We start from the raw sequence: 19,708 nt of genomic DNA, 5'->3' as shown, positions 1-19,708 counted from the left end.
TTCCTTCACCCAGTACGCTGTAGTTGCCTGTTGTCCCGATGGTTAAACTTGAGCCACGAAAGTAGCGGAAGCCCGGCTGCCGGGAAGATACAGTCAGCGGAAATACAAGCGGTACAGATGATGCCTAATGGGCAGACGCATAGATCCCTATCTTACGTAATACCGCTTCTTTGGCGGCCGTATATTTATCTGCGAATACCAGCCGGAAATACTGGTTAAAAACAGGGCGGAAAGAAAAGGCAGATCCGGGTGTAAACTTCACCCCGATTTGCTCACAATACCGGTAAAATGCCTTCATGTCCTGCTGTGGCGGCATCTGCACCCATAAATGATATCCGCCCTGCGGACGGGATAAGATGGTATCAGCCGGAAAATGTGCTTTTACCAGCCGGATACTCTGCTTACACTGTGCCTGCAACTGCTGACGGAATACGCGGAGATGTTTCTCATAAGCGCTGCTATCGAGGATCTTCAGCATCGTTTCCTGGTACACGGGCGATACCGCACTACCGATGGCAAAACGGATTTGTTCCGCCTGCCGGAAAAAACGACCGGCCGACAACCATCCCAACCGGATCCCCGGCGCCAGCGACTTCGCAAAAGATGCACAAGTCATCACCCAACCACTGTCGTCAAAAGAGCGAATGGTAGAAGGCCGCTTCCCATTGAAATACAATTCCCCATAAATATCATTTTCAATCAGGGCGATACCATTGGTTTGCGCCACCTGCAGCAACAAACGCTTTTGTTCGTCTGTCATCAGCGCCCCGGTAGGATTGTGAAAGTTAGGCGTTACCACAATGGCTTTAAAAGTATGCAACGTACATGCCTGCTGCAAAGCAGCAATATCAAACCCGGTGCGGGGATGCACCGGAATTTCCACCACGTTTAAACGCAGTACCCGGATCACTTCCAGCACAGAAAATATGCAGGGGCTTTCGATGGCAATAACATCACCCGGCTCGCATACCGCTGCCAATGCTATATATATGGCCTGTAAGGCGCCATCTGTAATCAATAGTTCATTTGCCTGTAAACGGGTATGATAGTGTGCGGCACGTTTGGTAATGGCGGCTCTGAGTGCTGCAGAGCCATTGGGAGGATAATATTTCAACAACGCGGCGCCTTTTTCGCGGATCACCTGTTGCATGGTTTTAAGTAATAACTGTTGCGGTAACAGTAAATCGCCGGGTGCGGCCACATTAAACTCTGATAACGCACTGCGTTGCAGGTTTTCAGAGGTGATCACCGCCAGGTTGGCACGGAACACGGGGTCACGTACTACCATCGTTTCACCGGCAGGGTCAACGGGCTCCGGCCGGGCACATACAAAATAGCCCGACCGGGGTACACTCTCCACCCATCCTTTTAATAACAAATCATCATAGGCACTTTGTATCGTGCTCAAACTGGTTTGGTAACGCTCTTTCAGCGCCCTTACAGAAGGTAACTTATGCCCCGGCAGATATTGCCCGCCCTGAATGTTACGGGCTATTTCTGCGGCTATTTCTTCATATTTATGCTGTTTCATTCGGTTATCCGTTACCTTTCAAAGGTAGGCGAATTACACAGCTAATTAAAGCGTATTTCATCTGCAAACACCCAACCTGCAGATCCTTTGCCCGGATGCCACTCCGGAAGCTTAGCTACCGGCGTCATAATCACTTTTACGCAGGACAAAGTCGTTAGCGGGAAACTGCAATCTATATCCAGTGCGGTTACAGGATCGTCTTTCTTACCGGCTGCAGGCACTACCCTTTTCAGGAGTTTCAGGTGCTGAGGGTCAGACCCTCCCCATACTTCTACTTTGGAAGGCGGGAAAATATAAGCGGCTACATTGTTTAAGCTACCCACGGCCACCTGCTGCAGCGGAACGGGCTTTTTAAACAACATCACTACTTCCATTGGTTTTCCATTATATCCCAGCCATTTGCCATTGCCATGCTCCATACCGCCCTTCTGCAGATCAATGAGCGTCTTAGGCCCAGTACCCGGATAAGAGCTATGCGGCTGCGTGATCAGGGATATACTGTCAGGGATATACGAAGATTTGTAAAAGCTGTACTGCACCGGATCACTGGCATACCAGCCCTTTTTACAGGCAATAGCGCGAATGGTGAGGTTTTTGTCGATTAACAGGCTGTCTTTAAACACGGGCGACTGCATACTATCCGGCGCGGAGCCATCTGTAGTATAGCGTATTTCCACGCCTTTGATCGGATGTTTCAATAACAGCTGGATCTGATCTCTGAAAATCATGGCCGTGTTCATCAACTGCGGCTGATTCAACTTCAGCAGGTTGCCATCGTCCATAAATCCTTTGATCACTGCTACCTGTTTGAATGCACTTTGTACCTGTTGCAAATCAGCCGCTGTCATGGCTGTATTCCAGAGATATAATTCCTTCAGCGCCGGCGCTTTCTTCAATGCCTGCAGCTCTGCCATGGTAACTGGTGTACCGGACAACGACAAGCTTTCCAGGTGAGGCAGAGACACCAGGGCCTCGAGCGTTTTCCCTTTCAGGTTAGTAAAGCTCAGGTTCAGGGTACGCAATTGTTGAAACTGAGAAATCGTTTTCAAATCTGCATCCTGTACCGGCATTTTCTGCAGGTGCATTTCAATGATCTGTTTCTTTAATGGCAACAGTTCTTCGATCGCTTTGCCGTTGAACACGTCTTTGTTGTAACAGTTCACCACAAGTGGCGCCGCATGCAACGCAATCGGGTAAATGACACGGTAATTATTATTCAATTTCTCCACCAGCTTTTCATCTGCTGCCGCAAAATCATATACCAGCTCCTTTTTCTCTTCCGGCTGCAACATAGTGGCGGCCAGTAAACGTAGGCTATCATGTGCCGGCTGGCTGGCTACTTTTGTTTTGAAATCAGCTCCCGCTTTTATCCAGTAATACAACAACGCTACTTCTTCATCTGTTAGCTGGGGTTTACCTGCAGGAGGCATATGCTTCTTTGCATCGAGCGGCATATGCAACCTTTCCAGCAACAGGCTCACTTCCGGTTTACCGGCAACAAACAGTTTACCACTCTTTCCGCCCTTCAGCAACTGCTGTGGTAAATCCATCGCCAGTTCACCCTTTGCTTTGCCTGCATTATGGCAATTCATACATTTTTCTTCCAGTATCGGCTTCACCAGGTGTTCATATACCAGGGCCTGATCAAACGGCACTGCCCCCTTTTTTCCGGCAGGCGTTACCGGTGCCAGTACAAAGTTCTCCCCATGGGTGATATCGGCGCCAAAATGGCCTGTTATAACCAATAAAAGCATGGTAACAACCACTCCTGCCTGCTGCAACCGCAACCTGGGCGTAGCGGATTGACCCAGCCAGTACAATGCAGCCGCCAGCCAGCAAATACCTACCCCACTCCATTTATGCCATTGCAGGATACCACTGCCATTATAACCTTCCTCTTTGGAGAGGAACAGGCCCATAATAACGGTAACGACTGCACTCAGTGCACCGGTGAGTAATAAAGCGGCTGTTAATTGTTGCCTCCATGATTCCGCAGCCGGATCACGTAAACGAATAAACGTTAATATACCCGCCAGGAGCAACAGCACAATCGGGAAGTGCAGTATTAAGGGATGCATACGTCCCAGTACCTGCAACCAGGGCGGTAATACCACCTGGTTGTTGAAAACGAGTAAAAAGAGAACAAAGATATTGGCGGCAAACAACAGGTTACTACCTGCTGCCTGCCAACGAAAGCGCTGTTTCAATGTCATTATACCCTCCTGAGTTTATATGGATACACTTTTCCTGAAGCCCACTGCGCCACATATAAATTTTCATCATTGTCTACGCACACGTCATGAGGATGTACAAATATTTTTTCCGCCTGCTGCATCGGCTGCAGTTGGCCATTGGTATATACCGGAGCAGTACCCCCAATATTAGACACTACTTTATTATTTTTGTCCAGTACCGTTACAAAACCGCTACCCTCCTTGTCCATATTGGGAGAACGTAATACCGCAGCATACAGGTGGTCTCCTTTGATCACCGGGCGGCAAACGCAGGCGCCTGGCAATGCAATCACCTCCTGCAGCTTTCCGTCCATGCTGAAACGTTTAAAACAATTACGCGTTCTATCAGTAACAATCAGCGTAGGCGTGCCCTGACGATGATCCACGGTGATACCGTGGGCATTATCCAGGTGTTCATCTCCCTGACCTCTTCCTCCCCAGATATCCAACAGCTTTCCATTGCGGTCGTAGTGCATCACATACTGTGCGCCATATCCATCGGCAATATAAATATCTCCGTTAGGGGCTATCGTAGTTTCTGTAGGCACAAATTCTTCTTTCTTGGTGTACTTCCCCGTTTCCGCCGGATAGTCAATCGTCATAATGATTTTACCATCCATCGTGGTTTTATACACCTGGTGTTTTTCGGTATCGGTGATAAATAAAAACTCGGTACCGTTCTCATTGCTAAGCGTTAAACCGTGGGCACCGGGGAATTCATGGCCCCAGTTCTCCAGCAGTTTGCCGGATTTATTGTAAACGAGAATATTATTCTTTGTTTCATTGGTCAGCAGGATGATCCTTCCCTTTTTGTCCTGTACCATTTCATGGCAATCTTTCACCGGGTAGCGGCTGCTATCCAGCGTTCCCCACTTTGTATCCAGGGCATAACGCATACCATTATGACCATATACCGGACCTTTTGGCTTCGCAAAAAGATCACGGGAAATGTAAAAAGAGGCTGTTACTAACGCCGACGCTTGTATGAATTGTCTTCTTTCCATAGTTGTGTATTTATCAGGCCATCAATCCCGGTATTACTTTACCGGCAACGTCAGTAAGCCGGTAGCGGCGACCCTGGTGTTTAAAAGTTAATTTCTCGTGATCCAGCCCCATCAGGTGTAAAACGGTGGCATGGAAATCATGTACGTGCACCGGGTCTTTGATAATGTTATAACCGAATTCGTCTGTTTCTCCGTATACCCCTGGTTTTACACCACCACCGGCCATCCAGATGGAGAAGCAGCGCGGATGGTGATCACGGCCATAGTTGTCGGCAGTCATTTTGCCCTGGCAATAGTTAGTACGACCAAACTCTCCACCCCAGATCACCAGCGTTTCATCCAGCAGGCCCCGTTGTTTCAGGTCAGTAATCAGTGCGGCAGAAGCACGATCCACGTCCTTCGCCTGGCCAGCCATTTCATTGGGCAGGTTACCATGCTGATCCCAACCCTGGTGATACAACTGGATAAAGCGTACACCACTTTCAGACAGTTTTCTTGACAACAGGCAATTGGCTGCAAAAGTGCCTGGCACCAGGCATTCCGGTCCATACAGTTTAATAATATCATCCGATTCTTTGGAGAGATCCGTCAGCTCCGGCACCGCCGTTTGCATACGATACGCCATTTCATACTGCTGTATTTTAGTGGCAATTTCCGGATCCCCGAACTCTTTCAGCGACTGATCATTCAAAGCCGACAACTGGTCCAGCATCTGACGGCGGTTCGCCATATCAATACCATCGGGGTTGTTGAGGTATAACACCGGGCTTTCGCCGCTGCTAAACTGTACCCCCTGGTGAATACTATCTAAAAATCCATTGGACCATAGCTTGGAATATACGCCCTGCCCGTTACCTTTTCCTCTCGACAGCAACACACAAAATGCCGGCAGATTTTTATTCTCACTACCTAATCCATAACTCATCCAGGAACCAAAGCTGGCGCGGTTTCCCTGCTGTGCACCGGTTTGGAAAAATGTTAAGGCAGGATCATGGTTGATGGCTTCCGTAAACATGGACCGCACAATACAGATATCATCTACTATTTTGGCGGTATGCGGAAACAGGTCACTGATCCAGGCTCTCGAATCACCGTACTGTTTAAAATCGTAATGCGATCCTACCAGCGGAAATGACGACTGTCCGGACGTCATACCCGTTAAACGTTGTCCCATGCGGATAGAAGGGGGCAACTCCTGCCCCATCATTTCACGCAGCTTAGGTTTATAGTCGAAGCTTTCCAACTGCGACGGCGCGCCATTTTGAAACAGGTAAATAATCCTTTTCGCCTTGGGTGCAAAGTGTGGCACACCTGGAATAAACGGGGCTTCTTCTGCACCGCCTTTACCAAAAATATCCGGTATCAGCAAAGATCCCAACGCCAGACTACCTACGCCCAAACTCAGTCGTGACAAGAATTTGCGGCGGTTCATATTCAGGTGATGCTCTATAAATTCATTTTTCATCTTCCTATATTTAAAAGGGTGACGGCCCGTTTATGTTTTTGAAAGCGTTTCTTCCAGGTTATAAATAGTGGTGATTACCTGCATCATAGCTGCCCATTGGGCGTTGTCCAGGTTGGCAGCCATGGGGGATTCCCCCTGATGTAATAGCTTCACCGCATTCGCTGGTTGTTGTTTATATAATTGTTGTTGTTGCTCGTAGTATTTCTGCAAAATCGCTACTTCCTGCTGTTGTGGTGTGCGGCAAACGATCAAACGAAATGCCTGTTCTATATTTTTTGCCGGGTTATTGTTTTGTTGCAGTAACCGCGAAGCCAGTACCCTGGAGGCTTCCAGCACAGTAGGATCATTCAGCATAATCAATGCCTGCAATGGTGTATTGGTATTGCTGCGTTTCACTTCGCACTGATCCCGGTTGCTGGCGTCGAAAATCATCATAGAAGGTGGTGGTACCGTACGTTTGATGAAGGTATATAATCCGCGGCGGTACAGGCTTTCCCCATGATCTTGTTTATAGGTAGCGAGGATACCTCTGCCCGAGGTAGCCATTTCCCATAATCCCTTAGGTTGATAAGGTTTTACACTGGGGCCTCCTATGGTATGTACCAACAAACCACTGCTCTGCAATACCAGGTCGCGCACCAGCTCTGCCGGCAGGCGGAAACGGGGGCCACGGGAAAGGAAAATATTTTCCGGATCCATTTTCTGCTTTTCTTTGGAAGCTACCGCGGACTGCCGATAGGTAGCCGACATCACCATTTGCTTCATGAGGCGTTTAATATTCCAGCCATGCTGCATGAAGTCGGTGGCCAGCCAGTCGAGCAACTGCGGATTAGTGGGCAAATCTCCCTGCATGCCAAAGTCGCCCGTGCTTTTTACAATCCCTCTGCCGAAAATTTCCTGCCACTGCTGATTCACGAAAACCCTTGCGGTAAGCGGATTGCGTTTATCAAACAACCAGCCCGCCAGTCCTAACCGGTTCGCCGGATATTGTTTAACATCGAAAGGTAATACGGAATGAGGTGTTTCCGGTGTGACTTCCAGCGTAGGGTTGTCATAGTTACCACGGCCAAGGATATACGTTTTCCGGGTGGTATCTCTTTCTCCCATCACCGATACAATCAATCTATTGGTGTCTTGTTTGTTGATGAAGTGCAGCACGCCTTTGAGATCTTCTTTGGTGATCTCCATATATGGCGTTTTGGCGTAGGTTTCAGGACCACCTACAACAGATTGCAAGCCTACTTCTTTTACATTATTAAAGAAGGCGAACAGCTCATAATATTCCTTTTGTGAAAACGGATCGTATTTATGATCATGGCAGTGCGCGCATTCTATGGTAATGCCCAGCAGGCTTTTACCGAAAGCATTGGTGCGGTCTGATACATATTCAATACGGTATTCTTCATCTATTACCCCGCCTTCTTCTGTGATTTTATGATTGCGGTTATAACCGGATGCCAGCAGTTGTTCGCGGGTAGCGTTGGGCATCATATCTCCTGCCAGCTGCCAGGTAATAAAGTCTTTGTAAGACAGGTTTTCGTTGAATGCATGAATCACCCAATCCCGCCAGGGCCACATAGTACGGTAGTTATCGTCCTGGTAGCCGTGAGAGTCGGCGTAACGGGCAACGTCCATCCAATGGATGGCCATTTTTTCGCCATAGGCGGTGTCTTGCAGCAGTTCATCCACCATGCGCTCGTAACCTTGTGCGCTGGTATCTTTTGCGAAACGGTCCATCCGTTCCTGGGAAGGCGGTAAGCCGGTGAGGTCCAGGCAAAGGCGTTTCAGCAATCTTTCATGATCCGCTACAGGATTGGGTTCCAGCCCCTTGGTTTCCATATGTGCCAATACAAAGCGGTCAATTTCATTGCGTGGCCATTGGGCATCATTTACTTTCGGCAGCGCCGGCGATACCGGTGCCACAAATGCCCAGTGCGGTTTGTATTGGGCGCCCTGTTTAATCCACTTCTCAATCAACTTGATTTCATAGCCGGTGAGCGCCATATTGGACGAAACCGGCGGCATGCGCATCGAAGTATCTTTGGTGCTGATGCGTTGGTATACTGCGGAGGCCATGGGATTACCCGGCACCAGTGCGTGTGCACCGGGCGTTTCTCTCAATGCCTTATAGGCACTGTCAGCAATGTCCAGGCGCAATCCGGCTTCCCGCTTGTTTGCATCAGGACCGTGACAAGCGTAACATTTATCCGATAAGATGGGACGAATATTGAAGTTGTAATCAACTATCTCTGGTAACTTTTCTTCCTGCTTATCGGGAGAGCCACCACTATTACAGGCAGCCAACACTGCCAGGAAACCGACCGTCAGTTTAGCATAACGTTGGAACATAATTCATTTTATTAAGCGTATATCACACTCTTGATTTTTGATAATCGCGGTAATTACAAAGCATGGCAGAGATTTCCACCAGTATTCAATCTATAGCTATTGGTTGTTTCATTGTCGCTCGGTAAATATCGGCCTTTAAGGCATACTATTTTGATACTATTTTGACCCAATGTACCGTTATTTTACCATTATGTATATACATATGTACAATGTAGCATTTTTGGGGAAAAGAGCGCATTTTTTTGGGATGAGTGGTCAGTCAATATCTTCCAGTGGGGAAAAAAGATATTTGGGAGGAGAAGGAATGAGTATTTTTACCATCCCCGCATACTTGCCGTGATGACTAACGGAAACAGGCCAACGTTCTCCGCTATAACGGTCATGAATATACGGAATGCCATGTTCATCCTTTTGAAACAGTTCGGTAGGTGGCAATAATTGTTGCCAATCTGATATAATATGATACCGGGTGTTGGCCCTTGCCTGCTGCAGCAATGCGGGTGTAACAGCTGCTACTGTATGAATGCAGGACCCGATGTGGTGGCTTTGAAAATAATAAGGCTCTTGCCGGTAAATGACTTCGCCTGTTGCTTCAGCATCTGGGGAGAGGTAGCAGGCAAACTGCTGTGGTGCGAACTTTCTTTCACGGGTATTACGATGAATGATTTTATAGACGGCCTCCTTGCAGCTCCAGAGCAACCAGAGCATCACTGCAGGATGCGCCGCCTTTTCAATCATATCCTGCTCATGGGGCAAAAATAATTTGTCCCGGAATCCCTTGCGGTGAATATTGCTTTCCTGTTCCGCCAGGTGTAAATCAACAATGTCGTTGCCAATCACTTTTCTTTCAGCTTTGCTTCCACAATATCCAGGGCGGCCTGTACATTGAGCATTCGCTCCATTTCTTCGTTCTGGATAACGATATCGTACTTCTCCTCTACATCCAGCACTACATCTACCAGGTTGGCAGAATTAATCTTCAGGTCGTTGATGAAATCGGTCGACAGATTAATCTGCGCCAGGGCTTCCTGGTTCTTTGCATAAGGCCTGACTATTTCTCTTAATTGCTCAATGAATGTTGCTTGTTCCATATGTTTTCGTTTATGATTGCCCGTATTTTTTCAGGATGATACATGCGTTTACATCTCCAAAACCAAAGCTGGCTTTTGCGGCCACCTGTATGTCCTTATACAATAGCTGCCGCGGAATACGCTCCGGATCTACCATAGCGGCTACCTCCGGATGCAGATCTTCACAGTTAATGTTCGGACATATAAATCCTTCTTTCAGTTGTAATGCCACGGCTACCATTTCTATACTTCCCGATGCGCTCAAACAATGTCCTACCATCGATTTCAATGCGTTCAGCCAGGGGAAATCTTTACCACTGCGTCCCAGTGCCACACACCAGTTTTGTACTTCTTCTGCATCTTTTCCTGTGGCCGTAAGGTGTCCGTTAATCAAATCAACCTCGGCTCCGGAAACGCCTGCCTGTTGCAGTGCCGCGCTGATACAGCGTTGCACGGCATCCGGGTTGGGGGCGGTCATGCTCCCGCCATTTCGCTGGCCACCTGAATTAATATTACCCCCCAATACTTCTGCATAAATCGGGGCATTACGTGCCAGCGCACTATCCAGCGATTCCAGCAACAACGCCCCTGCACCACTGCCAGGTACAATACCACTGGCAGTAGCACTCAACGGTCTGGATCCTGCCGCAGGTTGTTCATTATATTTAAACGTACTTACTTTCATGGCATCAAAGCCGCCCCATATATAAGGACCACTTTCACTGGTACTGCCTGCCAGCATACGTTTGGCATGACCATATTTAATCCGTTCGTAAGCCAGTAATATACTTTCGGCGCCCGTTGTACAGGCAGAAGAGTTAGTAGTTACCTGGTTGCCCAATCCCAGCTTGCCACCCAAGAAAGCACTGATGCCGCTGGCCATGGTTTGGGTGACGGCCGTACTGCCCAGGCGCCTTACCTGTAAATCATCTACTTTATAAATAGCTTCCCGGAATTTATCTACGCCAGAAGTACCGGCGCCAAATATCGTACCGCTATCCCAGTCGGGTGTGTTAGTAGCAGGCAATGGCAACTGTGCATCTGCCCAGGCCTGCATACCGGCAATAACGCCATATATAATGCCGGAACTTTTCAGTTGCTTCAATTCCAGCTCATCGAAATATTGCTTTTGCAAGTCCTCGGAAACAACCGGCCGGCCGGCAATACAGCAGGAAAACTGTAGCGCCGCCAGCTCCGCTTCATAACGGATACCGGATACACCGCTTTTAATGGCATCGCGGAAATCCGCTATACCAACACCATTCGGCGATACTACGCCCAATCCTGTAATTACAACCCTGTTATTCATGATTAGTTGTCATCATCATTCCGGCAATAACACCATCGCAAACCAATTCACCAACTGCATTATGCAGCGCCACCCGGCACTTCAGCTTATTAAACCGGAAATATATTTTTGTAGCTGTTGCCGTTACTTTTTCTCCCGGGTACACCGGCCGGTAAAAATCTACCTGGGTGGAGGTCATCGCCACCGATGGTACCTGCGTCTGTATCTTATCTCTCCATAAATAAATACCCAAACAAGCTACGCCGATTTGTGCCATTACTTCTGTGAGCAGCACTCCTGGCGTTACCGGGTGTCCTTTAAAATGTCCCTGGTAACAGGGCAGGTCTGCATTAAATATATACGTGCCCGTTACCTTTTCTTCATCAATATATTCCAGCGCATCTACAAATAAAAAAGGAGGTGCGTAAGGTAAATGCAATAATATTTCTTCCTTCGTCATAACTTAATGAATATGCGTACCGCCATCTACCGGGATGATAGCGCCGTTGATCCAGGCGGCTTCGTCTTTGCACAACAGGTATACCACATTGGCCACATCCTCCGGTGTAGTTAACCGCTGGAAGGGGTTGTGTGCCTTCCCATAGGCCAGCAACACATCACTGCCCGGAATGCGCTGCAAAGACGCGGTATCAGTAATCCCTGCACGAATGCAATTGGCACGGATACCATAGGGGGCAAATTCCAATGCCATACTTCGTGTAATCGCTTCCAGTGCCGCTTTGGCGGCAGATACCGCCGCATAGTTGGCCACTGCCTTGTAACTACCATCGCTGGTAAAAGAAAGGATACGCCCATCTGCCGTAAATAGTTGCCTTTGTAACAGCTCCGCCGACCACTCGTACAGGCTCACCGCCATATGTTGAATAGTGGTATTAAAATCATCTCCCTGCAATACCGGCAAGGGTTTGAGATTGCCCCGTGCAATGCTGTGCAGCAGGCAACGAACGCGCCCCGTTTCTCCCATGGCGACTTGCAGTTGTGTTAATACCTCCGCGCGCTTCTCCGGATGCAACACATCCACGTTAAAGGAAAGCACCTGTACCCCGAGGGCTTTGATATCTCCCAAAGCTGCTTCAATGGCAGGTAACTCCACCCGGGTATTACGATGCACGATACAAATATTCATGCCATGTGCTGCCAGCTTACGCGCCGACGCCAGTCCCAACCCTGAACTACCTCCTAATATTAATGCCCAGCTGGCATCAAACTCTTTTACCATTGTAATAGAATTCGCTGTGCGGAAAATCCTGGCCCAAAACTCAGCATCAGCCCCTTGTCACCTTTGGGAAGCGCCTTGTCCATAAATCGTTCCAGTACATATAACACGGTGGCGCTGGACATGTTGCCATATAAGCGCAAAATTTCTTTGGTGTCGTCTAATTTCTTGCCCATATTACGAAACAGCTCTTCTACCAGCTGAATAATTTTTTTGCCACCGGGATGGAAGATGAGGTGATCAATATCTGCAATTTCCAGGTTATTTTTAGCCAGAAAGGGATGCACAATATCCCCAAAGTGTGCTTCTATTTTCTCGGGGACCTCAATATCTAACACCATTTTGAGACCGGTATTGGAAAGATGGAACCCCATGAGATAATCAGCGTCATAGAAATGATACATCTCTTCCGCGAGAATTTCCGGGCCGGTATCTGCTGCATGTGAAGATAAAATAGCGCAGGCAGCACCATCTCCGAAGATAGCCGCACTCACCACATTAGCCATAGAAAAATCGTCGAGTTGAAAAGTAGCGGTAGGCGATTCCACCGCAATCACTGCCGCGCGTTTGCCGGGATTGGCTTCCAGCATTTTCTTGGCATAAATAATCCCTGATACACCTGCCGCACATCCCATTTCAGTAACGGGCAATCTTATAATATCCTGGCGCAGCTGCAGCTCATTGATCAGGTATGCATCCAGCGAAGGAATCATAATACCGGTACAACTAACGGTAATAATATAATCTATATCCGTGTTTTTCAATCCGGCTTTCTGCAGCGCGTCCAGCAGGCAGGTACGCCCCAGTACAATCGCCTCCCGCATGTAAATATTATTCTTCTCCTCAAAAGATGTTTTGTTAAACACTTCTTCCGGCCCCATGATAGAATAGCGTTTGTCGACGCCCGCATTCTCAAAGATCTTCTTTACTTTCCGGATGAAGCGGTCGTCCTGACCGTGTAGCCAGGCATCTAAAAATGGTAATATTTCCGCGGTAGTTCTCGTATAGGGAGGGATAGCTTTAGCGACAGATTGTATTTTAACGCTCATAAATTATTGATTATCCATTGATACCGGAATGCCCATTTCCATTGCAGGGAATAGGCGCCGATATTAAGTTCTGCTGATAAATGATGTAATTCCTTCTTCTTAAATCCCCGCAAAATAGATACTTGTCCGTCTGCCCGCACCATGCTGTTTAAATTAAATACGAGGCAAATCAGCTGAAACAGGCGATACGCCAGGGCGCTGCGGTGTAAGTCGTTCACCACAATGCCGATGCGGGCCTGTTCCCGGAATATGGTCATCAAATGACGGATTTCCGCTTCTGTAAAATGATGCAGGGTAAGCGTACATAAAATAATATCATAGCGTTGTTCCCGGAATGCAGGCGTCATAATATCCTGGCAATAATACTGAATATCCGGGTATTGCCGGGATAATTCCCGTGCATACGTTACCGTAGTGAGATTGGCATCTATACCAACCAGTTGAAAGCGCCGGTTTATTTTTTTTCCGTAGGAAGATAACTGCCGGAGCATATCGCCATTGCCACAACCAACATCCACGATGCTAATAGTTTGATGAGCAGGAATATCTTTGAGGAGGGCAGCCACACCTTTTAAGGTGATGCGGTTACCTCCCAGCAGCCTGTTGATTTGTGCTATTTTATGCAGTGTTTCTTTTAACAACGCACCTTCCATGTTAAAATCATCCATTATTTCAGGCGCCTGACTTCTTTGCCGGGTATCTATACGCATTCGGCTGCTACTTTTAGCGGTTTGCCATGGGTACGTTTGATAATACCTGGCAATAAACCCGGAAATATAATGAGGCCCTTCATCATGGTAGCCGATAATTTTTCGTTGTGGAACAGGCGTGATAACAATCTGCCGGTGCGCATACGCCCATTAAACACTTTCCCCCACTCTTTTGTATATCCTTGTTCCATTACCAGCCTGCTTTTCCCTGCGCCGTCGAAATATTGCAATACTTTTTCTGATGCTATCTGCGCGCTTTGAATAGCCATGGCCATTCCGTTTCCGCAAAGGGGATGAATCAACCCTGCCGTATCGCCCGTCATCAGGATATGATTCACTACTTTTTCCTTTTCAGAAAACGACACCTGGCTAATGGTCAGCGGCTTGTCGAACAGCATCGTGCTGTTTTCAAAAATCGCTTTCAGGTGATGATTACGATGTAATACTTCTTCCTGGTGCGCCGCAATATTTTTATAGTTTTTGAAGCTTTCATAACTCACGAGGTAGCAGATATTGAGGATATCATCTTCTACTTTAGATACCCCGCAATAGCCGCCATCGAAATTATGCAGTCCTACCGTATCTGCCGGAAAATCTCCCCGGTAGTGGGCTTTCACTGCCAGCCAGGGCGATTTTTCATTCATGAAATTCCGGCCCAGCTTAGTATCCAGCGCCGCTCTTTTCCCATAAGCACCAAGTACCACCGGTGCAGAAAATACTCCGTGTTCGTTGGTATCTATAAAGAAACGATCATTTTCAAACACTACGTTGGTCACGGTATCGGCAATCAATACCACGCCATTTTGCAGCATCTGCTGCATCAGGAATTGGTCAAATGCATAGCGGCTCACCCCGAAGCCTCCCAGTGGGAGCTGCGTTTCCAATGTTTTGCCGTAATGATCTGAAATCATCAACCGGCTGATGCGGGAAGGTTGTAATGCTGCCGGGTCTGCCCCAAGCGATTGTAAATAAGGTAATACTTCATTGGACACATACTCTCCGCATACTTTATGCGAAGGATAGGTATTTTTTTCAATAACAGTTACCTGCAAGCCAGCTTTCGATAAATGAATAGCGCTGCTAAGGCCGGAAAGGCCGCCTCCGATAATAATGACATCTCTGGATCCCATAACCCCTATGGTTAAAACAATAACAAGCTCCGACACAACAAAACGGCAGCTCTTCTAAATATAATGAATTTACGGCTGAAAATGGCAGCGAAAAATAACCCCGGCGCATCGTACTAACTGTACCGACTATACGAAACTATATGACCATCCCCCTCTTCCCACATCTTTAACATTCAATAAATATATAAATTACAAAAGGCACATACGTCTGTTTACCATACTCCTATAAAACTTAACATTGCCAATATTATATAATTGTTAATTTTGAACCTAATTGTTTTTGTAAATAAATTATTTATCCATGACCGATTCCAGGAAACCGGCCGGCAAGCATCTGAAAAAGGATGCTGGTTTAAAAGTAGCCGAAGTATTAACCGCCGCTTTAGGTGATTTAAAAGAATTGTTAGGGGAGAAGAAATTTCATCGTAACATCAAAAAGGCAAGTAAAGCCATGGTAGCCGGTTTGTCAGATAAAAAAGCGCCTGCCAAACCTAAAAAGAAAGCTGCCGCCAAAAAAGCCGTTGCTAAAAAAACTACCGCTCCTAAGGCTGATACTCCTAAGACAGCCAAGCCCGAAACTGCCGCTAAAAAATCTGCTCCCAAAAAAGCAGCCGCCAAAAAAGCCTAAGCCAGCTACCGCCGGATCAACTTAACCTGTAGTGTCTTTATTGCGCCGCCCTGTCAGGGCCTGGGATGACCATGCCTTTACAGCAGGTTCAGTAAAGATGCTTTACTGGTGCGGTGCCCGCAGCAACGCATACATATTGATATCATAAGCTTTATTATCCCACCACATCCATTGTGCCAACAACCCCTCATGATGAAAGCCAGCTTTGGTTAATACCCTTTCAGAAGCCAGGTTTCCAGGTAATACCTCCGCCTCTATCCGCTTCAACTGCAGTGTGGTAAAACCATACTCCAGTACTGCGCCAATTGCCTCCGACATATAGCCTTTCCCCCAATACTCCTGCATCAGCGCAAACACCAGCACTCCCTTATGCCCCGGCACAAAACTGTTGAAACCAATCATACCAATCAGCTCCTCCCGCCCTTCCAACGCAATCCCCCAGCGGATACCCTGCTGATCCACGAAACGCTGTTTTAAAAAATCCACCACTTTTCTTACATCCGCTACCTCTCTGAGCGGCACTACATGATAATATTCCGTTACCCGCTTATCTGTTAACAGGTAGAATAAATCCGGCTGATGCAAGTGCTGAATTTCGATAAGACGCAAACGTTGGGTTGGCAAAACGGGGAACTGATTCATGATAAAGTTGGGTCGTTTTTGAAACTAAATATAGGATAAAAAGAAATGCTACCATCCCCCACAAACAGGGTAGTTCCCAGGCAAAAAAAAGTATCTTGTTTAAAATTTATTCCACGACATGCGAAGCATCACTCAGCGTCCGGCAGCAGCCCTGCTGGCTGTCCTCTTGTGGGGTACTACTACCGCTTACGGGCAGCAGTCCTCCTTCGACGAAAAAGGCATTTCCAGGCCCCTGCTGGAGAACTACCTGAATCATGCAGTCACCATGACCGAATTCCTGGCCGTAGATCCCTACGCGTTGGATGCGCCTTATCCCAACAAGGAAGATGACATCCGGCTCATTCATCACTTGGGCGCCAAATTCATTGGCAGGGCCATTTACCGCTGGGGAAGCGAGGCCGTATTGACCAACAAAGACTATCTCGCCAACGCCAAACGCCTGGTCCAGGCTGTACACAAAAACGATCCGGACGTAATTTTTCAGGCCGCCCTGTTTGAACAGATTACGCCACAGGTCAATACCATCCCCATTCCCGTCTGGGCATTTACCGCGCTGGGCCTTCCACCGGAAAACCGCCATTTCCGGTATGACGACATGCTCAATCTTCACGGGAAACTGGTGGACCACTGGAGCAAAGGCAACAGCGTACCAGATATTACCCGGAATGAAACACAGCTATGGTTGATGTTCCTGGCCGGCACTTACCTGGAAATAGGCTGTGAAGCCTTGCACCTGGGACAAATTGCACTGATCGGCATGGAAGATCCTACCCTCAGCACCTGGGCCACCTTCCTGCAAAAGCTACGCGCTTACGCCAAAGACCATACCCTCCATCACTGGGTATTGCTCGATGCCCATACCCCCTCCGGTGGCATGGTAGTAAACGGACAAAGTTTGCTCGACTTCAACTCCTTCCCCCTCCGTATTAAATCTGTGCCTGCGCATCCGCAGCAGGGAGTACTGGAGATGGGTTTTACCGATGCCCTTTTCGGGAGAAGCAAAGGCGCGGTGGCACCCAGTGGCTGGCAGGCCGCCTCGATGCCTTACCTGGTGGAGTTGGATAATTTTGGTATCAGCAAGCATCCTGGCGTACCGGATACTACTACCATCTACCCCTGGGGCTATGATGAAATCAGTTGGTTTTACCAACAACCGGAACAATACCGCAATGACTGGCTGCGCTATGCCCACACCTGGATCGCCGCTCATGATACCAACGGGCATTTACAAATGCCCGTGACCCGCATTGTTACATTGGGATACAAACAGCCCAGGGTGAAGTTCCGCGCGAATACCCGTTCTGCCGGCTGCCCCGATGGGATGAATACGGAAGAAACGATTAAAGCTATCTGGCGGGAGGCCGATGCCAAAAATAAATAACTATTACATTCAGCCGCCCCATTATAAAAACAAAAGGTGACCATATGGCCACCTTTTGTTTTTATAGTGAAATCAGTTAATTTATTTCTTCTTCACAAATTTAATTACCTGTGATCCCGATATCTGAACGCCAGGCATTGATATCTGCCCGAGATCCATGCTTAAAGTCATGTTATCGCCGTCAATAGCTACGGTAGCATCAGCTGCTGAGGAAACGTTGCCCATGGTGCCGGTTGGATCTTCCATAAAGCCCTCATCAAAGTGAATGGTATTACCCGTTAGCTTATACCCCGAAGAACCACTATAAGGTTGCATCAGCTCATTAATCGGAATATTCTGTGTCTGGGATGGTATACCCGGGTAAGTTATAGTCATCTTCATGGTACCGCTAAAGAGATATGACATATCAGTAAAAGTCACCTTTTTATCGTCAAACACAAAAACACCCGCGTTATTGGTGGTATTGATCTCTGAATAGGAAGTAAGTGTTCCTCCTCCCTGGGTTTGCTTTGTACTACTTTTCTGTACAAAACCTGTAAAAGTCCAGGTACCTACTATTTTTGCGTCCCCACCTGAACCCGGATTGGGTGTTCCCGGATTGTTTGTTCCAGGCGGATAAACAGGATTAGCATCTGGTCCGGCCATTTCAAGATTACAGGAAACAAATGCAATACTACAGGCAGCTAACAGGAGCAGGGATCTAAAAGCACTCATTATTTTCATAAATAATTTGGTATTACTACAGGGATTACGGCAGCGAAGATACTACCATTCATGAGTACACGAAAATAGAATATGACAGATACTTATCTAGTGGCCACTATTCTCATTTCTTCGAAAAAAGGGGTACGCCGTTCCTCTACACACTTTACGGCATACAGGTACAAAGCAGCGCTCCAGGTTTGCCATTCCTGTCCTTTGGCTGTCCCATCCTGTGCTTTCAGCCATTCATTGAAGCCATATGTGAGGGTGCCGCTATTGGAAATCGTCACCACCCGGGTTAACTCTACCAGCTTTTCTTCCGCCAGTTTATATTTTTTTGCCGCCACCAGTGCCGCTACATAAAAGCCACAGATAAAAGGCCAGATGCCACCGTTATGGTATTCTCCCGGCAGGTTATAGATAGCATATCGCTCGTGCCAGTCGTAATCCCCCGGTTTCGTATAGGGGAAGAAGTTAGGCGGCAGTTTCACGGCCAGTTGCCCGCTGTCTATCAGCGCGGCACATTCTTCTTCAATCCAGCTCACCATTTCCGCAGCCCTTGTAGGCGCTGCCAGGCCAGAGAGAATAGCCAGGCTGTTGCCCAGCAAATCAAACCGCTCACTGCTCAGCACTTTATACGACCACATGGCGTAATAAGGCTTATGTTTTACTACCAATCCTTCGTGTACATGGTGGTGTTGCACGCCTCCGGTAATAGTAAAACGGCCCATGTCCTGCCGTACCCGGTCTGCCCGCTCGTGTTGGCCCAGCACCCGCAGGTAGCTATACATCAGCGTATTTACAAACAATCCATACCCCAGCACCCACTGCTCATCGCGCCAGTCGCTGGTAGGCTGCTGCGCCACCAGGAAACGATCCGAAGGGCTCTGGTACTCCATCCATTTCAACGACCTGTTCACCGCTTCTTCCAGGAACAGCGGCTCTCCCACCAGCTGCCGGTACATGCCGGTAACCAATAAAAATAACGGCGTGCTATCGCTGGACCCCAGGTCTTCTTTATCATGCACCAGCGACGCGATATGTCCATGTGGTGTTTGGTTCTTCGCCAATGTTTCCAATACTTTCCGGATACTCTTTATCAGCACCTTATTACCGGTAACGGCTACCCCAAAAAAAGACAACAGCAAATCCCTTGTATAGGGTTCCGGATATCCCCATCCCGCAGTACGTGGCAGCCCATGAAACGGGCCGTTTACGTTATGCAATAACACCTGCAGTGCTGCCTCTTTTGCGGCATTTATTGTTAACCAGGTAGATGCTTCCATAT

18 protein-coding genes are annotated in these 19,708 nt (G+C 47.8%); 2 read left to right on the top strand and 16 right to left on the bottom strand.

Annotation, left to right across the window (positions count from 1 at the left end; genetic code table 11):
* Positions 1-124: 124 nt before the first annotated feature.
* From AC5ZC7_RS08210 to AC5ZC7_RS08150, 13 genes are all read right to left on the bottom strand, one after another.
* Positions 125-1,531, bottom strand: coding sequence for an aminotransferase class I/II-fold pyridoxal phosphate-dependent enzyme (locus tag AC5ZC7_RS08210; RefSeq protein ID WP_496162666.1), 1,407 nt, complete (start codon positions 1,529-1,531; stop codon positions 125-127).
* Between the two features lie 41 nt (positions 1,532-1,572).
* Entirely contained in the window at positions 1,573-3,744 is a 2,172-nt protein-coding gene (locus AC5ZC7_RS08205) for a c-type cytochrome domain-containing protein (protein ID WP_496162665.1), read from the bottom strand.
* On the bottom strand, positions 3,744-4,769 hold the full coding sequence (locus AC5ZC7_RS08200; protein WP_496162664.1) for an NHL repeat-containing protein: 1,026 nt from the start codon (positions 4,767-4,769) through the stop codon (positions 3,744-3,746). Before AC5ZC7_RS08200 ends, AC5ZC7_RS08205 begins: the two co-directional genes overlap by 1 nt.
* Positions 4,770-4,782: 13 nt before the next feature.
* Positions 4,783-6,234 carry a DUF1501 domain-containing protein gene (locus AC5ZC7_RS08195; protein ID WP_496162663.1) on the bottom strand — a complete coding sequence of 484 codons (1,452 nt, stop codon included), beginning with the start codon at positions 6,232-6,234 and terminating at the stop codon, positions 4,783-4,785.
* Between the two features lie 30 nt (positions 6,235-6,264).
* Complete coding sequence (locus AC5ZC7_RS08190) at positions 6,265-8,583, bottom strand: DUF1553 domain-containing protein (RefSeq protein WP_496162662.1); 2,319 nt, start codon at positions 8,581-8,583, stop codon at positions 6,265-6,267.
* Between the two features lie 255 nt (positions 8,584-8,838).
* Positions 8,839-9,423 carry a 4'-phosphopantetheinyl transferase superfamily protein gene (locus AC5ZC7_RS08185; protein WP_496162661.1) on the bottom strand — a complete coding sequence of 195 codons (585 nt, stop codon included), beginning with the start codon at positions 9,421-9,423 and terminating at the stop codon, positions 8,839-8,841.
* Entirely contained in the window at positions 9,420-9,674 is a 255-nt protein-coding gene (locus AC5ZC7_RS08180) for an acyl carrier protein (protein WP_496162660.1), read from the bottom strand. The genes AC5ZC7_RS08185 and AC5ZC7_RS08180 overlap by 4 nt, the downstream gene beginning before the upstream one ends.
* Positions 9,675-9,684: 10 nt before the next feature.
* Positions 9,685-10,962, bottom strand: a complete 1,278-nt coding sequence (locus tag AC5ZC7_RS08175; protein WP_496162659.1) for a beta-ketoacyl synthase N-terminal-like domain-containing protein — start codon at positions 10,960-10,962, stop codon at positions 9,685-9,687.
* Positions 10,955-11,401 carry an ApeI family dehydratase gene (locus tag AC5ZC7_RS08170; protein ID WP_496162658.1) on the bottom strand — a complete coding sequence of 149 codons (447 nt, stop codon included), beginning with the start codon at positions 11,399-11,401 and terminating at the stop codon, positions 10,955-10,957. Before AC5ZC7_RS08170 ends, AC5ZC7_RS08175 begins: the two co-directional genes overlap by 8 nt.
* Before the next feature lie 3 nt (positions 11,402-11,404).
* Positions 11,405-12,181 (bottom strand): SDR family oxidoreductase, encoded by a 777-nt coding sequence (locus AC5ZC7_RS08165; protein ID WP_496162657.1) that lies wholly within the window; start codon positions 12,179-12,181, stop codon positions 11,405-11,407.
* Complete coding sequence (locus AC5ZC7_RS08160; RefSeq protein ID WP_496162656.1) at positions 12,175-13,227, bottom strand: 3-oxoacyl-[acyl-carrier-protein] synthase III C-terminal domain-containing protein; 1,053 nt, start codon at positions 13,225-13,227, stop codon at positions 12,175-12,177. Before AC5ZC7_RS08160 ends, AC5ZC7_RS08165 begins: the two co-directional genes overlap by 7 nt.
* Positions 13,224-13,937 (bottom strand): methyltransferase domain-containing protein, encoded by a 714-nt coding sequence (locus AC5ZC7_RS08155; protein ID WP_496162655.1) that lies wholly within the window; start codon positions 13,935-13,937, stop codon positions 13,224-13,226. The genes AC5ZC7_RS08160 and AC5ZC7_RS08155 overlap by 4 nt, the downstream gene beginning before the upstream one ends.
* The gene (locus tag AC5ZC7_RS08150) at positions 13,928-15,067 is read right to left on the bottom strand and encodes an FAD-dependent oxidoreductase (RefSeq protein ID WP_496162654.1); all 1,140 of its coding nucleotides are present in this window, start codon (positions 15,065-15,067) and stop codon (positions 13,928-13,930) included. The genes AC5ZC7_RS08155 and AC5ZC7_RS08150 overlap by 10 nt, the downstream gene beginning before the upstream one ends.
* A 301-nt stretch (positions 15,068-15,368) precedes the next feature.
* Between AC5ZC7_RS08150 and AC5ZC7_RS08145 the strand changes: the two genes are divergently transcribed.
* On the top strand, positions 15,369-15,695 hold the full coding sequence (locus AC5ZC7_RS08145) for a hypothetical protein (protein WP_496162652.1): 327 nt from the start codon (positions 15,369-15,371) through the stop codon (positions 15,693-15,695).
* Between the two features lie 102 nt (positions 15,696-15,797).
* Here AC5ZC7_RS08145 and AC5ZC7_RS08140 read toward each other — a convergent pair whose 3' ends face one another.
* Positions 15,798-16,337 carry a GNAT family N-acetyltransferase gene (locus AC5ZC7_RS08140; RefSeq protein WP_496162651.1) on the bottom strand — a complete coding sequence of 180 codons (540 nt, stop codon included), beginning with the start codon at positions 16,335-16,337 and terminating at the stop codon, positions 15,798-15,800.
* Between the two features lie 118 nt (positions 16,338-16,455).
* Here AC5ZC7_RS08140 and AC5ZC7_RS08135 point away from each other — a divergent pair, with 118 nt between their 5' ends.
* Complete coding sequence (locus AC5ZC7_RS08135) at positions 16,456-17,718, top strand: hypothetical protein (protein ID WP_496162650.1); 1,263 nt, start codon at positions 16,456-16,458, stop codon at positions 17,716-17,718.
* A gap of 81 nt (positions 17,719-17,799) precedes the next feature.
* Here AC5ZC7_RS08135 and AC5ZC7_RS08130 read toward each other — a convergent pair whose 3' ends face one another.
* Positions 17,800-18,432 (bottom strand): hypothetical protein, encoded by a 633-nt coding sequence (locus tag AC5ZC7_RS08130; RefSeq protein ID WP_496162649.1) that lies wholly within the window; start codon positions 18,430-18,432, stop codon positions 17,800-17,802.
* A 92-nt stretch (positions 18,433-18,524) separates the two neighbouring features.
* Entirely contained in the window at positions 18,525-19,706 is a 1,182-nt protein-coding gene (locus AC5ZC7_RS08125) for a glycoside hydrolase 100 family protein (RefSeq protein ID WP_496162648.1), read from the bottom strand.
* Between the last annotated feature and the right edge of the window lie 2 nt (positions 19,707-19,708).

This window comes from Chitinophaga sp. 9-1-y (assembly GCF_059511905.2).
This window is presented reverse-complemented; position numbering and strand designations above follow the sequence as displayed.

Excerpts from the sequence above, each read along its gene's own strand:
- AC5ZC7_RS08170 (WP_496162658.1), bottom strand. The coding sequence starts at position 11,401 with ATGACGAAGGAAGAAATATTATTGCATTTACCTTACGCACCTCCTTTT.
- AC5ZC7_RS08125 (WP_496162648.1), bottom strand. The coding sequence starts at position 19,706 with ATGGAAGCATCTACCTGGTTAACAATAAATGCCGCAAAAGAGGCAGCA.
- AC5ZC7_RS08135 (WP_496162650.1), top strand. The coding sequence starts at position 16,456 with ATGCGAAGCATCACTCAGCGTCCGGCAGCAGCCCTGCTGGCTGTCCTC.
- AC5ZC7_RS08160 (WP_496162656.1), bottom strand. The coding sequence starts at position 13,227 with ATGAGCGTTAAAATACAATCTGTCGCTAAAGCTATCCCTCCCTATACG.
- AC5ZC7_RS08155 (WP_496162655.1), bottom strand. The coding sequence starts at position 13,937 with ATGCGTATAGATACCCGGCAAAGAAGTCAGGCGCCTGAAATAATGGAT.
- AC5ZC7_RS08150 (WP_496162654.1), bottom strand. The coding sequence starts at position 15,067 with ATGGGATCCAGAGATGTCATTATTATCGGAGGCGGCCTTTCCGGCCTT.
- AC5ZC7_RS08195 (WP_496162663.1), bottom strand. The coding sequence starts at position 6,234 with ATGAAAAATGAATTTATAGAGCATCACCTGAATATGAACCGCCGCAAA.
- AC5ZC7_RS08210 (WP_496162666.1), bottom strand. The coding sequence starts at position 1,531 with ATGAAACAGCATAAATATGAAGAAATAGCCGCAGAAATAGCCCGTAAC.
- AC5ZC7_RS08165 (WP_496162657.1), bottom strand. The coding sequence starts at position 12,181 with ATGGTAAAAGAGTTTGATGCCAGCTGGGCATTAATATTAGGAGGTAGT.
- AC5ZC7_RS08130 (WP_496162649.1), bottom strand. The coding sequence starts at position 18,432 with ATGAGTGCTTTTAGATCCCTGCTCCTGTTAGCTGCCTGTAGTATTGCA.
- AC5ZC7_RS08140 (WP_496162651.1), bottom strand. The coding sequence starts at position 16,337 with ATGAATCAGTTCCCCGTTTTGCCAACCCAACGTTTGCGTCTTATCGAA.
- AC5ZC7_RS08175 (WP_496162659.1), bottom strand. The coding sequence starts at position 10,962 with ATGAATAACAGGGTTGTAATTACAGGATTGGGCGTAGTATCGCCGAAT.
- AC5ZC7_RS08200 (WP_496162664.1), bottom strand. The coding sequence starts at position 4,769 with ATGGAAAGAAGACAATTCATACAAGCGTCGGCGTTAGTAACAGCCTCT.
- AC5ZC7_RS08190 (WP_496162662.1), bottom strand. The coding sequence starts at position 8,583 with ATGTTCCAACGTTATGCTAAACTGACGGTCGGTTTCCTGGCAGTGTTG.
- AC5ZC7_RS08205 (WP_496162665.1), bottom strand. The coding sequence starts at position 3,744 with ATGACATTGAAACAGCGCTTTCGTTGGCAGGCAGCAGGTAGTAACCTG.
- AC5ZC7_RS08145 (WP_496162652.1), top strand. The coding sequence starts at position 15,369 with ATGACCGATTCCAGGAAACCGGCCGGCAAGCATCTGAAAAAGGATGCT.
- AC5ZC7_RS08180 (WP_496162660.1), bottom strand. The coding sequence starts at position 9,674 with ATGGAACAAGCAACATTCATTGAGCAATTAAGAGAAATAGTCAGGCCT.